The 14,893-nt window shown below is 50.4% G+C and carries 14 protein-coding genes, 4 tRNA genes and 1 riboswitch; of the genes, 9 read left to right on the top strand and 9 right to left on the bottom strand.

From position 1 onward, the window contains the following. Positions 1 to 45: 45 nt before the first annotated feature. Entirely contained in the window at positions 46 to 933 is an 888-nt protein-coding gene (locus NNL38_RS06275; RefSeq protein WP_255390157.1) for a LysR family transcriptional regulator, read from the top strand. Between the two features lie 88 nt (positions 934 to 1,021). Here NNL38_RS06275 and NNL38_RS06270 read toward each other — a convergent pair whose 3' ends face one another. The 9 genes from NNL38_RS06270 to NNL38_RS06230 all read right to left on the bottom strand — a co-directional run bounded on the left by NNL38_RS06270 (position 1,022) and on the right by NNL38_RS06230 (position 5,692). Continuing rightward, the gene (locus NNL38_RS06270) at positions 1,022 to 1,327 is read right to left on the bottom strand and encodes a hypothetical protein (RefSeq protein ID WP_255390156.1); all 306 of its coding nucleotides are present in this window, start codon (positions 1,325 to 1,327) and stop codon (positions 1,022 to 1,024) included. Positions 1,328 to 1,788: 461 nt separating this feature from the next. After that, the gene (locus NNL38_RS06265; protein ID WP_255390155.1) at positions 1,789 to 2,100 is read right to left on the bottom strand and encodes a hypothetical protein; all 312 of its coding nucleotides are present in this window, start codon (positions 2,098 to 2,100) and stop codon (positions 1,789 to 1,791) included. Positions 2,101 to 2,379: 279 nt separating this feature from the next. Then, a complete protein-coding gene (locus tag NNL38_RS06260) occupies positions 2,380 to 3,351 on the bottom strand; it encodes a DUF2860 family protein (RefSeq protein WP_255390154.1) in 972 nt (323 codons plus the stop codon). 392 nt (positions 3,352 to 3,743) lie between these two features. Beyond that, entirely contained in the window at positions 3,744 to 4,559 is an 816-nt protein-coding gene (locus tag NNL38_RS06255) for a helix-turn-helix transcriptional regulator (RefSeq protein ID WP_255390153.1), read from the bottom strand. Positions 4,560 to 4,579: 20 nt separating this feature from the next. Continuing rightward, positions 4,580 to 5,173, bottom strand: coding sequence for a LysE family translocator (locus tag NNL38_RS06250; protein WP_255390152.1), 594 nt, complete (start codon positions 5,171 to 5,173; stop codon positions 4,580 to 4,582). 171 nt (positions 5,174 to 5,344) lie between these two features. Beyond that, positions 5,345 to 5,420 (bottom strand) — tRNA-Gly (locus NNL38_RS06245). Positions 5,421 to 5,440: 20 nt separating this feature from the next. Beyond that, positions 5,441 to 5,514, bottom strand: a tRNA-Cys gene (locus NNL38_RS06240). 3 nt (positions 5,515 to 5,517) lie between these two features. Beyond that, positions 5,518 to 5,593, bottom strand: a tRNA-Gly gene (locus NNL38_RS06235). A gap of 12 nt (positions 5,594 to 5,605) precedes the next feature. After that, positions 5,606 to 5,692: transfer RNA gene (locus NNL38_RS06230), tRNA-Leu, on the bottom strand. A 575-nt stretch (positions 5,693 to 6,267) separates the two neighbouring features. On the opposite strand from NNL38_RS06230, the gene NNL38_RS06225 reads away from it, so the two are divergent. From NNL38_RS06225 to NNL38_RS06190, 8 genes are all read left to right on the top strand, one after another. Beyond that, positions 6,268 to 7,188, top strand: coding sequence for an NmrA family NAD(P)-binding protein (locus NNL38_RS06225; protein WP_369414593.1), 921 nt, complete (start codon positions 6,268 to 6,270; stop codon positions 7,186 to 7,188). 89 nt (positions 7,189 to 7,277) lie between these two features. Then, on the top strand, positions 7,278 to 8,690 hold the full coding sequence (locus tag NNL38_RS06220; protein ID WP_255390151.1) for a Na+/H+ antiporter NhaC family protein: 1,413 nt from the start codon (positions 7,278 to 7,280) through the stop codon (positions 8,688 to 8,690). Between the two features lie 128 nt (positions 8,691 to 8,818). Then, positions 8,819 to 9,697 carry an AraC family transcriptional regulator gene (locus tag NNL38_RS06215; RefSeq protein ID WP_255390150.1) on the top strand — a complete coding sequence of 293 codons (879 nt, stop codon included), beginning with the start codon at positions 8,819 to 8,821 and terminating at the stop codon, positions 9,695 to 9,697. An 82-nt stretch (positions 9,698 to 9,779) separates the two neighbouring features. Further along, positions 9,780 to 10,643 (top strand): nuclear transport factor 2 family protein, encoded by an 864-nt coding sequence (locus NNL38_RS06210; protein WP_255390575.1) that lies wholly within the window; start codon positions 9,780 to 9,782, stop codon positions 10,641 to 10,643. Positions 10,644 to 10,954: 311 nt separating this feature from the next. Beyond that, positions 10,955 to 12,379: a DEAD/DEAH box helicase gene (locus NNL38_RS06205; RefSeq protein WP_255390149.1), complete on the top strand. Its 1,425-nt coding sequence runs from the start codon at positions 10,955 to 10,957 to the stop codon at positions 12,377 to 12,379. A gap of 202 nt (positions 12,380 to 12,581) precedes the next feature. Next, positions 12,582 to 13,322, top strand: coding sequence for a lipoate--protein ligase family protein (locus tag NNL38_RS06200; RefSeq protein ID WP_255390148.1), 741 nt, complete (start codon positions 12,582 to 12,584; stop codon positions 13,320 to 13,322). A gap of 195 nt (positions 13,323 to 13,517) precedes the next feature. Next, positions 13,518 to 14,249: an AzlC family ABC transporter permease gene (locus tag NNL38_RS06195; RefSeq protein ID WP_255390147.1), complete on the top strand. Its 732-nt coding sequence runs from the start codon at positions 13,518 to 13,520 to the stop codon at positions 14,247 to 14,249. Next, positions 14,246 to 14,554, top strand: a complete 309-nt coding sequence (locus tag NNL38_RS06190; RefSeq protein WP_255390146.1) for an AzlD family protein — start codon at positions 14,246 to 14,248, stop codon at positions 14,552 to 14,554. Before NNL38_RS06195 ends, NNL38_RS06190 begins: the two co-directional genes overlap by 4 nt. 111 nt (positions 14,555 to 14,665) lie before the next feature. Beyond that, positions 14,666 to 14,835: riboswitch (Lysine riboswitch) on the top strand. Positions 14,836 to 14,893 lie beyond the last annotated feature (58 nt).

Below are 14,893 nucleotides of genomic sequence, written 5' to 3'. Positions count from 1 at the left end.
TATAGCCAATAATGAGCAACATTATTTCTTAAATCGGACATATAAATGGATAAGCTCACTGCGGCCAGGGTGTTTATTGATGTCGCACGCTCAGGTAGCTTTACTGCTACCGCAGCGCGACTGGAGATGTCACGCTCAATGGTAACGCGCTATATCGAGGCGATGGAAAACTGGTTGCAAGCCCGGCTGTTGCAACGGACCACAAGGAAGGTCACCCTGACTGATGCTGGCCTTCGTTGTCTGACGCAAGCGCAAGCCTGGGTCGAAATGGCAGAAGACATGCAATTTTTGCATCAACCCGATAACCAACTCAGTGGGAAGTTACGCCTTACAACCAGTATGTCCTTTGGCCATGCCCAACTGATGCCGGCCATTCACGATTTCATGGCCCGCCACCCAAGCATCGAGGTTGATATTGATGTGGCCGATCGTACCGTCAACCTGGTCGAAGAGCAGGTTGATCTCGCGATCCGCATTGCCGCCAATCCGGATCCCACCCTGGTAGGCCGTCCCATTGCCCGCTGCAAATCAATTCTGGTGGCCTCTCCGGCATACCTGCAGCAACACGCCCCGATCCGGCAGCCGAGTGATTTGCTTGACCACCAATGTCTGGGATACAAAAATTTTGAGCACCATGTCTGGCACCTGAGCCAGGGAGACCAGCATGTCTCGACCGACATCCACTGCCGGCTGACTGCAAACGAAGCGACGGTGCTATTGAGTGCGGCCCTGGCTGGACATGGCATTGCGATGCAACCGACCTATTTGGCCAATTCTTATCTGAAAAGCGAACAACTGGTACAGGTTCTGCCGACATGGCAGCCCAAGGTCATGAGTGTCTATGCCCTGTATCCGTCGCGTAAGCACCTTGCGCCGGGGGTCAGGGCCCTGATTGATCATTTGGTTGAATACTATAAGGCCAATCCCTGGTAGCGCAGGGAGGCCAAAATGTTAAATAATTTCAAAAAGAAGAAGAGTTTGTAAGGAAGGCTGTTCGTTGCTTATGGCAACTGATTATTGATTAACACAAGTCACGCATCATGATTTCATATTCCTCTTTCGCGTCATCAATCAAGCGGTTAAGCTCACGTGCATCCTGACGTGAAAGATCAATATGCCATAGCTTATGCGATGGATGATCATGTTCGACACAATCCACCCCGGTTATCTTACCGTGTGTTGAAAAGCTCAAGTCTTCGAAGTCACCTTCCAACTGTTTATGTTCCTCCAATATTTCTACGGATAATTCACCCGTTGGTTTGATGGCCAGATGTGCATGATTATGTACTTTACCCGCCAGGGTATATGAACGATGTTTAGCGAACATTGATTCCTTCTCTACCTAGTGAACAAACTCAGTTAAAAGTATAGGCAGGCAGCTCATATCCTTCATGAGGATTTGATCATATTTCCGAATGTGATACGAACGGAGGTCTTATAGCCAAACGAAATTATAAAAATCCAAGAAAAATAATGCATCGTCGTGAGTATAAGTGTTGATAAGTAAGGAAAATTGTCACGCGTAGAAGTCGATTGAGAAAATGAAGATGAGCGTCTTATCAAGCCAGTCATGAACACCAAACGATATCTCATTTACGCAAAAATGAAACAAACGGTACGGTGTCTGATGTACTCAATGAAAATAGCACAGATGAGCGCCTAATTTTCATCACTGGAATCAGAATTAGTCAAGTTAGAGGTCAAATGGATAGAATGAAAATTGGTGCCAATATATCTGAATCGAGCCTTTTCATCCTTGAAAAGGCATTCATGAAAAATCAATTCAAATTAATCATTATGTGCGCTATGGAAAGCAAAGCGACTATATTCATTTCCCGATTCAGTCACTGCTTTATATTTCACTGAGCGGGAGTGATTGAGCGACAAAGGAATAAACACTCGACCTGAATCGTCGGTACGGAAACTATTTGATGCCTGTGGTTGATTCACAACAGAAACCACTGCATTGACAGACGGCTGGCCACCATCAGTGACTGTTACCCAGGCACCATTTTGTGTATCAGTAATTTGGATATCAGCGTAAGACATGGCTGAGAATCCCATCATTAGTGAAGCGAGTGCAATGCTGACTTTTTTCATTTGGATATCTCCATTTAATTATCATTTCAATCGTGATTGACGGAACAGCATGATTCAACCACAACTTTCATGTTCACTTCTATTTACTTCTCAACACCTATACTAACCATAGAAAGGTAAATGGAAGTTGAACGAGATTTAAATAAGCAAGTTGTTTTCGATTTGATGAAATAACTATAGTGGGCACCCGGCTCAGATGATAGCGCAATGATTTGCGCGACTTGTTCTAAAATTCTGAACAGCCAACTGAAGCATTGCGAAGCACCTGGGCCACTTCACTTAGAACTGATACTGCATCCCGAGTGTGGTCAGGATCTGCTCTTTGTCATAAAAATCAATATTGGACGCCCGGCTATCCCAACCGCCGCTGGCAAACAGCGTAACGTTGTGCCAGTTATACGGGGCAGCATAAACATAACGCACAGAGACCCCGGTGCTGGTATCTTCCCTGATCTCGTTGAACACAGGGTGCGGCTCATCAAAACTATGCGTCGCGTAGTTCCCGCCGAGTACAAAAATGTGCCGGTTCACCTGCCAGCTAAACTCGGCCATCAAACCAAGCTGCTCTCCCCGCATCGCCGCACCATCGGCATCTGCAATCAGATAGTGAACTTTCCAATCCAGTCCCACCCCGGCAATCGGCGGAATCCCCTGCCCAACCGCCGCATAATACAAACTCCCCTCCCGGTTCAGCAGGCTGATATTTTCAACCACGCTTTCTCCACTCAGCTCTTCTTCGACGGTCCGTTCCCCTGCAGCGAGCTCTAACCCCATTGTTGAGCCGAGGATATTGTCAAAGTTAAAGACCAATCCTCTGACCGTTTGCTTGGTCTCCTGGCGTTCAGTATTCAAGGCAAATGGATCTTGCCAAGTCTCTTTCTCAAGCACGCCGGGGACCACCCCAATGGCGACACTGGATCCATCGACCAGGTAATGGCGATATCCGGCCTGCATGTAAAAATCGCTCGCCATCCCGACCAAGTCAGATTTAAAGTACAGTTCACTGTTGGTACGGGGGATCCTGAAGTTCAAATCCCAGACCGGAAAGAACACGGTCGACTCTTCACGTTGCCCCGGGGCATTGTAATCGGTGATCACCGCTTCCCCCTCGGTATTAAAAGACGATTTCTCACTGGCCCCGCCTGCGAATAAATTCACTTCACCGTACAACCCGAATTTCCCTTGCTGCTGTGCCATTGCAGGCACAGCCAATACAGATATGATCAGTATTAGAGCCCCTTGCTTATTCATGAACATGTCCGCGATTCCCTACCTTGATTGATATTCACGACAAAGGCCGAATGACAATCCAATGCCAGGCCTTCTGATTGATGACACTAAGCTATCGCACGAGCTGCAGGGTCAGCATGTGTATAAAGTCATGATTTGAGCCGTGTGCCTCTGTCCGCTGCTTAACAGCGCACAACACTCAGCAAAGAAGGAGCCAGCAAGAGAGCCATAGGAGAAGAAACCAAAAAAGTATCTGACCCAGTGTCAGCGAAGCCAGATACCATGGTGTTGCATCTGAAACAGGTGTTTAGCCTAATGATACGCCATTGATAATTGCGCTCTGACCTCTTCGCCATCTAAATGGCACGTTCCCAAGCGGACAGATCAGATCCAGCGTGATCTCAACCTCGCAGTCAGACAAAATGTGATTGGTAGAATTTAGGGGTCACAGCCAGCTTTCTTTTAAATTGCCGCTGGAAGTGCGCTTGATCGGCAAATCCCAGTTTCAGAGCAACCTCCGAGATTTCCTGCCCGGATTTGAGCATGATTTTGGCACGCTTGATTTTTTCATCCATCAGATAAGCGTGTGGCGGTAACCCGAACTGGTGTTTAAACGCTCTTAACAACTGATAACGGCTCATCTGCGCTTCTGCTGCCAGCGCCTCAAGTTGATGTGGGGTCTCGAGATCATCAAACAATTTTTCCCGAACCCGGTTCAACCCGGGCTGCGGCTTTGCTCTAGCACAGGTCTCAGCCGGACTTTGACCTAAGCTCGCTTCCAGAAACTCATAAAAACCGGCCTCAGCCTGTAGCAGGCTTGATTCCGTATGTAATGCGTGAAATAAAGCGAGAAATTTACCTCGGAGTTCAGCGCTGTGCTCCAAATCATTGGCAAACGGCATGTAATCATGCGCCCGGCTTTGCAACACCTCCTGCTGCGCATCTCCCATGGTCAGAGCATCGACAAACAACATTCGATAGGACCAGGTGCCGGCTTCCGGATTACAAGCATGTACATCAGCCGGGTTGATGGTGACAAGATCGCCCCGTCCAATCCGATGAATGCGCTGGCGATTGCGATAATCAGCTTGCCCATGATCAATGATGCCAAATGAAAACTCATCGTGAGAATGGGCTTCATAGCAAGCTGAACTTTGATCGGCAATCCTCAGCTCAATCCAGGGCAACAAAGTACTTTGCTTGAATCTGGCGCTGGCATCCTTCTTCATTGTTATCCCCACTCCTATCCTTATAACCAAATCATGATCACTGACGCACCGAGCAGCCCCGCCATCACTTGATTAAACTGACGCTGTTGCGTCGAATTTTCAAGGTATTTTGCCAACCCCCGGCCCAAAGCCGCCCACAAACCGATACTCATCAGACAAACAATCAATGAAACGCTTGTAAACACCATCAGTGACCAATGCTCATTCTCCTGACCTGCAACATACAGGCTGACGCCGGACATTGCGACGATCCACGCTTTCGGATTGAGCAGTTGAGTTAAAGAGCCGATCCACAAACCCGACTTAGTCAAATGTGATAGCCGAATGGAAGCAACCGGTGCAGCATATATCTTATATGCCAAATACAGCAGAAACACACTGCCGCTGATTTGCATCGTGGTCTCAAGCCCCGGGAGTTGACGAAGTAGCGTCTGCATCATACTCCCCGAGCAGTAAACGATAACAGCATACGCCAGGGACGCGCCCACCACATGGCTTGCTGCCGCCCGCCTGCCGTGATTCAGCGCCGTACTGGTTGCTAACAAGTTGACGGGCCCCGGCGTCACCGCGCCGACAAAGGCAAATGCCACCATCGCGAAAAAGACATTGTTCATGATTCGATCTCCTCTTGATTCAGAGAAGATAACCCAGGTTCAACAACCATTATTGAACGATATTGCAGTGTGAGCGGAGCATTATACCTAGCGGCACCAAATTAGGAGGTGGAGAACCAGGGTACCAGAATGCAAAAAGCCCCGGTATTGCTACCGGGGCCTTTTTGAATTTGGAGCGACACACGAGGTTCGAACTCGTGACCTCAACCTTGGCAAGGTTGCGCTCTACCAACTGAGCTAGTGTCGCATTTTATTTTCAAGAAAGTATGGAGGCGCGTCCCGGAGTCGAACCGAGGTCCACGGATTTGCAATCCGCTGCATAGCCACTCTGCCAACGCGCCAAATGGAGCGACATACGAGGTTCGAACTCGTGACCTCAACCTTGGGAAGGTCGCGCTCTACCAACTGAGCTAATGTCGCAATCTTTCTCGATGGTGCCCCGGGCCGGACTTGAACCGGCACAACGCGAACGTCGAGGGATTTTAAATCCCTTGTGTCTACCAATTCCACCACCAGGGCAACGCAAATCTTTGCGATGGAAACACCATCAGTTCTGACGAGCTTTGCCGTGAGAACGAGATGTACTTTACTGGATTGAAAAAATCCGTCAATAAGAAATTTTATCTTTTTGATTCAGGTGGTTAAAAATTACGCCGCGCAGCACATCTGGCAGGCAGTTCGGGCAAGAGTCATACATCCGCTTTACCGAGCAGCAGCCAGTGCGTGTTTTACCATAAGTTGATTCGCATACAGATCCGGACTGATATTTCTTACGACCAAATTCCCCTAAAGGTGATACTTGTTTTTCCGAGCAGAACCAGCCACTCAGATCTCCATAAAGAATCCCGTGTACCTTGCTTGGAGTTTCAGTTTTTCATGACTGGGATTTTCACTTGCCAGGCAGAACTGATCGCGGATGTAAAACGCCCCCCACTATAACGTTCGAGATTGACCATTATGCGGCAGGCTATGACCATGAAACGCTGATAAGAGACCATTAGGATTGATGCTGGGAGACGAAGATCCTGTTGAAGCAAACTGATCCGCTCTTGCCTGAAACCACATGTCATCTGATGAACCCGAAGGAGCTTGATATGGAAAAGAAACACGTTGCAGTTATCGGCGCCACAGGGCAAGTGGGTACCCCATTAACCCATGGCCTACTCTCACTGGGGCATGAGGTCATCGTGATTACCCGTCAGACGCAATTCAATGAAAAGCTGACAGCGTTTGAAAAACAAGGGGCGAAAATCTGCGTCTGTACAGATTTACATGATGTGGAAGCCTTGGCCAAACTTTTAAGCGGGGTGGATATTCTGGTTGCCAGTGTTCCCGGCGCAAAACCTGTGATTAAGCAATCAGAGCCTGTTTGGCTTGAAGCGGCAATAAAAGCCGGGGTCAAACGATTTGTTCCAACCGAGTTTGGCGTTCATACCCAGGCGCTGGTAATGGGAGCCGGGGAAGTGTTTGACAACAAAAAGCGTTTCCATGACTTACTCTTTCGCTCAGGAATTGGCTGGACCCTGTTCTATAATGGTGGGATCTTTGACTATTTCCTGCCGAACCTACGATTTTTCCACAAAATCACCACTTTTGGTGACTTAGCGCTACCTATTTATACTCATGATATTGAAGATATCGGCTACCTGGCTGCGCTGGCCGTCACCGATGAGCGGACTCTGAATCAGTGTGTCCAGTTGGATCATAATGCCCTTTCCCAAAATGACATGCTGGCCCTGCTGCAGCAATACTGGCCGGATTATCCGTTTGAATACGAGCATTTTTCTTCAGACTACATTACTGCAATGGAACAGCAGGCCGGTGATGGGATCACAGCCAAGAAAGGGGCAGAAACCGATAAGGAGCGCTGGGGGATCAATTACGTAATTTATGTTCTGGGTAAACTGGCAGCATTCAATGAGCAAACCTTGCGTACAACCGAGCTCTATCCTGAGTACGAGTGCAAGCGCCCGGAACAAGCGCTAAGCGACGCCAAATTCGTTTTTGAGGAATAATTCCTCCCTCCCCGAATGAATGTGCAAGAGATAGCTTCGGGCTGTCTCTTTCTTTTTACGCCTTTGCCCCATTCAGTACAGGTCATGTTATGGATTCTTGGCTCACTTTACTGCCCTCATGTTTATCAATTCTGCTCGCCGTGCTCACCCGGCAGGTCTACGTGGCTATTTTTGCCGGGATCATGGCCGGTTCAGTCTTGCTCTCGGAAAATACATTCGCTGGTGTGACAGAGAGTTTTAACCTCATTGCTGAAACTTTCCAGTCGCCAGGCTCGGTGAAAAGCCTGATCTTTATCCTGCTGATCGGTGCCATCATCAATGTCATGAAACAATCAGGCGGGATAGAAGCCCTCATTTATAAGCTAACCCACCAGCGCAATATTGTCGCCTCAAAAACCAGTGCGCAACTGGTCACTTTTGGGGTGGGCTTTCTGATGTGCCTTGAAGGCATCGGCTCTATGATGCTGGTGGGCGTGGTTGGTCGGCCCCTCTTCCACCGTTTTGAGCTTTCAACCGAAAAGCTGGCTTTTGTTGCCAATTGCACCGGCTCGCCGCTGGCCTGGCTGATGCCGTTTAGCGGCGCCGGGGTATTTCTGTCCGGCTTACTGGCCTCGGAGGTCGAACACGGCACCCTCAGTGGGCAGCCCATGGGCTATGTTTTAAGTGCTTTGCCTTACCAGTTCTACACCCTAGCTATCCTGGCCCTGGTGCCCTTATCTGCCCTGTTCCATCTCGCGACGATTCAACCACACAGGAAGCGAGCTCAAAACCAGACGCTAAATCATCACCCCAACTTAGCCTGCGAGCAGCACACCACACGCCAACCGATTTCTTCCGACAAAACACAAGCCAGTGCCGCTGCTGTGCTGGTACCGGTTGGATTGTTATTGTCCTTTCTCTGCATCATGACCTATATCACCGGCGAGGGCGATCTGTTGGCCGGAGATATCAGCTCAGCAATCTACTTCAGTGGGTTTATCTCGCTGCTCGGCTCCGGGAGCTATTTCCTGACCCGGCGAGTCCCCATCGGCCAGTATGTGGAATGGTGCATCCAGGGCATGCAAAACATGCTACCTGCCGCGATCATCCTGACCCTGGCCTTCTCCCTGAGCAGGGTAACGGGCGAGCTGGGCACCGGAAAATATCTGGCAAGCTACTTCTCCGGCGAGTTGCCGGTATGGCTGGTTCCGGCTGCTGTTTTTGTCGCTTGTATCCTCATTTCATTCTCAACCGGCAGCTCCGGTGCCACCGTGAGTATTATGACCCCGATTGTTGTGTCTCTGGCAGTCAGTACCGGCACCAACGTTCCGCTGATAATTGCTGCCATGATTTCCGGTGCAGTATTCGGAGATCAGAGCTCACCGATCTCTGATTCGGTGATTGTGGCCGCTTCGGCGGCAGGCTGTACCCCGGAAAATCATTTTTCGACTCAGTTGCCTTACACAGTAGCGGTGGCTTTGCTGTCCCTGATCTGCTACTTAATCGCTGGGTGGTGGGCTTAGGCCGGAACCCGTCTTAGGTGTGATCGTATTGGACTATCGTCATCATCAATGTTTCGCCGCTAGAGCATTGCGACACCTTCCATTAAACTCTGAGGGAACGGACTATCACTAGAGCAACCCCCTACTCAATGAACATTCCCGAAGTTGGCTTCAATCATGCTAAGACGGCAAACCGCGAAATCGAGGTTATTGACTTAGAAGAGCTTTACCAGCGCAAAGACGCCCTGAGCCATCATCCGGCCTTGCCGCACAGGGTCAGCTTCAATCTGCTGATTTATATTGAGCAGGGAGCAGGAAACCATCTGATTGATTTTGACGAATACCCATACCAGTCCGGGTCATTTATCACCATCCAAAGAAACCAGGTTCACGCATTTGACTTCAGCCACAAACTGAAAGGGAAAGTCATGCTATTTACTCAGGCTTTTATTGATCAGGCACTGGCCAACATGCGGCTGCCGGAGTTTACGCCAACCCATCTGGCGTACGCTTACCAACCTGTTTTCACCCCAGCTCCTGAAGTACTGAGGAGCTGTCAAAACCTTCTGAATGAGATGGTCAAAGAGCTTCGCCATCAGGAGCCGGACCCGCTGATAGCCATGTTTCTGTTTTCTGCCCTGTTCTTGACTCTGCGCAGAGTCAAGCCGGAAAACTGCCACGATACATTAAACAAAGATCAGCTCGACAAATTTTCCCGCTTTATCGAACTTCTCGAACAACAATTTCAGCACACCCGGGATGCCACCCGCTATGCTGCGCAATTGCATACAACCTATAAAACCTTAAACCAGATCTGCAAACTGGCGACCAACCAAACCGCTAAACAACTGATCGATGCCTACACCATTTTGGAGGCCAAAAGACGCTTGGTTCTGGATGGCTCCCCCATCCAGCAGCTGGCCTATGAATTCGGCTTTGAAGATGCCAGTAATTTCGTCAAGTATTTTAAAAAGCACACCTTGCTGACACCATCACGTTTCCAGAAGCAGTATATGGTTCGGCATTAACCATTATCCTACCGGTACTGACCATGTGGGCCATCGTACTTTTCATTACCATCTCCTGATTCCAAATAGCAGGAGTTCAATGATGAAAACAGGTATTTCAGCAGTTTTGGCAGCAACAGTGATGGTATGCACGGCTTGCTCCAGCCAGATATCGGCAGAGGATGGAATGACCGGCCTATCTAACAAGGAGAAAGCTGTCGCGCTTCTCAATAGTATTGAATCCGGCGATCAACAGGCCATCAGTTATGTCGATCCTAATCAGTATATCCAACATAACTTGGCCGTCGGCGATGGCCTGGCTGGGTTCGGAAAGGTACTTCAAGCTCTTCCTGAAGGTAGTGCCAAAGTCGATGTCAAACGTGCTTTTCAAGATGGCAACTATGTCTTTACCCATACTGATTACAATTTCTTTGGCCCAAAAGTGGGATTTGATGTGTTCCGGTTTGAAAATGGCCGGATTGTAGAGCATTGGGATAACCTGGCGGCGAAAACTGCCGCAAATCCAAGTGGCCGCACCCAACTTGATGGCCCGACCGAAGTTACAGATCTCGCACAAACCGAACCAAACAAGCGATTGGTTGCTGATTTCGTCGATGCCATCCTGATTAAAGGGGATTATGCGCAGCTTGGCCGCTTTATTGATGGCGAAGATACGGATTACCTGCAACATAATTCAGCTATTGCCGATGGTTTGGCCGGATTAAGCCGAGCAATGAAAGCAATGGCTGACCAAGGTATCGAAATGACCTATACCGAAAACCACATCATCTTGGGCGAAGGTAACTTTGTCTTGAGTGTGAGTGAAGGCAAGTTTGCGGGCCAGCATGTCTCGTTTTACGACTTGTTCCGAGTCGCCAACCACAAAATCGTTGAGCATTGGGATGTAATCGAGCCTATTCCCGCCAAAAAACAATGGAAAAACAGCAACGGTAAATTCGGCTTCTAGCTATCCACCGAAGGGGCCCCAGCGAGCATCACCCTACCTGGTACCGTCGGCCGGCCCCCGCCAACTTTTAACCACCGCTAAAGCTGAAGTGAAGCAGCCATTAGCGGTGGCTTTCCCTACCAGCCTCGCCACAAAAAGTCAGCCACAAATAAGACAGGCATCCGATTCACTCTGTTCCCAGCACAATAAACTTCGATTACAGGTTGCTGTCTGGCCATAAAATCCTCAAAATACCGCACTTGCTGTGTGCAGACTGAGATCCTATGTCGGTCTCACTTACTGCGTTACATATACTACTGAGAATCAAATTTATGGGTTTTACCTCTCTGGGCCTCTCCGCTCCAATCCTCAAAGCCGTTCAGGATAAAGGATACGATACACCGTCAGCCATTCAGGCTCAGGCAATTCCAGCTGTGGTTGCAGGCAAAGATGTCATGGCTGCCGCGCAAACCGGCACCGGCAAAACTGCCGCGTTTACACTCCCAATCCTGGAGCGCTTGAGCAATGGACCTAAGGCGAAGGGGAACCAGATCCGGGCATTGGTACTGACCCCAACCCGTGAGCTGGCCGCCCAGATACAAGATAACCTGGTGCAGTACAGTCGCCATCTGCCCTTAAGCTCAGCGGTTGTCTTCGGCGGTGTGAAGGTCAACCCGCAAATGATGCGACTACGCAAAGGCGCCGATGTGCTAGTCGCCACCCCCGGCCGCCTGATGGACTTGTACAGCCAGAATGCGGTCAAGTTTGACCAGCTGGAAGTGCTGGTGCTGGACGAAGCGGACCGCATGCTGGACATGGGCTTTATTCGCGATATCCGGAAAATTCTGGCCCTGTTACCGGCCAAGCGTCAGAATCTGCTGTTCTCCGCCACCTTCTCCGATGAAATTCGCCAGCTCGCCAAAGGGTTGGTCAACAATCCGGTGGAAATCTCGGTAACGCCGGCAAACTCGACCGCGAAAACCGTCGAGCAATGCGTTTACCCGGCAGACGTGAAGAAAAAGTCGTCGATGCTGGAGAAGCTGATCAAAGACGGCAACTGGCAACAAACGCTGGTCTTCAGCCGGACCAAACGCGGTGCCAACCGCCTGTCCCATTTTCTGAATGAACAAGGTATCACTGCGGCCCCAATTCATGGCAATAAAAGTCAGGGTGCCCGGACCCGCGCGCTCGCCGATTTTAAATCCGGTGACATTCGCGTGCTGGTTGCCACCGATATTGCCGCCCGAGGCATTGACATCCCACAGCTGCCTCAGGTCGTCAACTTTGAACTTCCGAATGTCGCAGAAGACTATGTCCACCGCATTGGCCGGACTGGTCGTGCTGGTGAAGCAGGTCGGGCAATTTCATTAGTTTGTGCCGCTGAAGCTGCCGATCTGTTCGGGATTGAGCGCCTGATCCAGCAGGTTCTACCGCGCCTGGAGCTTGAAGGTTTCAAACCATCCAACCCGGTACCGGCGTCAAAGCTGGATACGCGCCCGATCAAACCGAAAAAACCTAAGAAGCCGAAGAAGCCCAAAGCCGACCATCGCGACGGTCAACGCTCCGGAGAAAACGCTCGGGGCCATCAACCAACGGATAAAAACAAACGCCATAGCGACCGCCAGAATCGTGACGGAAGCGCTGCCCGCAACAACCGTGGCGCCAATGGCAACAATGCGCCGAAAAAATCAGGTGCAAAGCCGAACCCACAACGTCGACGCCGCCCGGCTGGGAAAACTGTAGCAAAAGCCGAGTAACACCTGACAGACGTCTATCCTGCCGCTATCTGTTCGATAGCGGCAACTGCCTTATCTGTTCCCGACTTCCAAACCCCGTATATCACAACCAATGTTTTAATTTGCAAGATAAGGTACGTAAAACCTCTCATAATGTGCTTGTCTTTACGCCATAATCCCGCCAGCATAGTAGGCTCTGCTATGTCATCCTCAGGAGGCACTGTTGGCAACCAAAAACAAACTCATTCGCTACCTCAGCATTGACGCTGAAGACTTGTTCAACAAAGAAGCTGAATTGTTGCAGCAGGTGCAGGCGAATACGCTCTCCCAGGTGTTGCTACTGTGGCAGGCTAAAAGTCCGGCCTTGGTATTGCCGGCAGGGAAGAAGTGGCCGGTGACACCATTGCTTAAAACCGAGTTGGAGCGCATTGGCTGGCAGCTGGTCGCGCGTAAAACCGGAGGCGCGCCGGTGCCCCAGCTGCCGGGGGTGATCAACCTCTCCCATATTTATCACTGGCCGGATAGCCAGCCATACGATATTAAAACGGCATATATCAACTTATGCCGGATTCTGAGTCATTTCTTTGCCGAACTTGGTATCAAGGTAGATATTCACGCCACGCCCGGCTCTTATTGCGACGGGGATTACAACCTCAATATCGATGGTAAAAAAGTGGTGGGAACCGCGCAGCGGGTGTTGCTGAAAAGAGGCGGCGGCCAGGTTGTGCTCTCCCAGGCCTGTATTTTGCTCGAAGGTAATATGGACGCAATGATCAAGCCAGTGCAACTGTGCAACCAGATTTGTAACCACAATGCGCCAATCCTGGCAGATGTGCATACCCCGCTGTTTGACCACCTGCCATCCCGCCCTGCCGTCGATGCCCTGTTCCAACAGCTCACCAGTGCTTTTCTGCAATCCCCTTCCCTGCCTCAGCCATTGGCAAATTCTGTGAGTTCAGCCTAGAGCCGGCTCTGCCCGGCGACTGCCATCGCCGGGCATGACACTTTCCCGAAAAGCATGTTATCAATCTGTTGAATATCTGTATCACTCATGGCACTCTCTCATCGATACTGTCAAATTGTATAATAAATCACGCTTGGTGCTGAACAGGATCCTTATTCACACTATTTTCGAACCACGCAGACTAGAAAGATAATCATGCAGACCGACGCTCAACAGGACTTAATCCCTGAGACTCGCTTACACGAGTTCACCCACAAAGATGTCTGGAACGGCTTTACGCAATTGGTTCCCCTCTCCTTTTTCGTGATCGTTTTCGGAATTGCTTTCGGGGTTGCTTCAGCCCAAACCGGGCTGGATAACATTTCAACCATGCTGATGAGCGCCCTGGTCTTCGCCGGCGCTTCCCAGTTTGCAACCTTAGATCTATGGGGAGCAGAAGTGCCCCTCATCCCGATGATGATCACCGTTTTTGCCATCAACGCACGGCACCTGCTGATGGGGGCGACGCTCTATCCCTGGTTGCGCGAGCTGTCACCGGCAAAGCGCTATGGGGTGATGCTGTTTGCATCGGATGCCAACTGGGCCATGTCGATGAATGCCTTCAGCCGTAAGGAGCCCGGCCTTGGCCTGCTACTGGGCGGGGGGATTGCGCTGTGGTCATTCTGGATCGTCGGCACTTGGCTGGGGCTGTATTTCGGCAATGCCATTTCCGATCCGGTTAGCTTGGGACTGGATATGGTCATGGGGTGCTTTTTGCTCTCGATGGTTGGGGTGGGTCCGAAAAATCTACGAATCGTTGCTATCTGGGCGATCGCTGCCGGATCATCCCTGCTCGCCTATTGGTTTTTACCTGAGAACAGTCATGTCGTGGTCGGTGCCATTGCCGGCGGCAGCCTGGGTGCATTTTGGACGGAGAAAAAATTATGAGCATTGAAACCAGTTTTGGCGGTACGTTACTGATTATTCTAGTGATGGCACTGGTCACCCTCGTCACCCGCTGGGGCGGCGTGTTTATCATGTCATTTATTCCCATTGGCTATCGGATCCAACAATTTATCACCGCCATGTCCGGCTCTGTTCTGGTCGCACTGCTGGCCCCCTTGGCGGTTGAGGGTGATCTGGGTGCCCGGCTTGCGCTACTCTCGACGGCGGTGATTATGTTTATCTGGCAAAAACCCCTGCCGGCCATTACGGCAGGCATTGTCGCAGCAGCGCTCACCCGGCAATTTTGAGCCCGAAGCACGGTTTACGGTGAATAAAATCAACCGGATTCGCATAAAAAGTCATAGCGATGATTGACATCCCGTCATCATTGATGGTTGAATCGAATCATTCCCTCTCAAGGGATCAGAAGAGGCGCGTTAACCAGGCAGTCTGTACGAGGTATCCAAATACCACTGAAGACAGATCAGGGGGTTAACGCCGAGGTAAGCCTGCATTTGGAAGCAGAGCTTATCGGTCACTGGGGCTGAATCCCCAGGGCTGTCACCGCTGGTGGAGAGCTTCTGGTGTTTGTGCTTTTTTGCCTTCAAGAATGGCCCACAGCCATCGGCTTTTTCGCAATGCCAAGC

The sequence above is a fragment of the Photobacterium atrarenae genome (genome assembly GCF_024380015.1).
Lineage (GTDB): Bacteria > Pseudomonadota > Gammaproteobacteria > Enterobacterales > Vibrionaceae > Photobacterium > Photobacterium atrarenae.
This window is presented reverse-complemented; position numbering and strand designations above follow the sequence as displayed.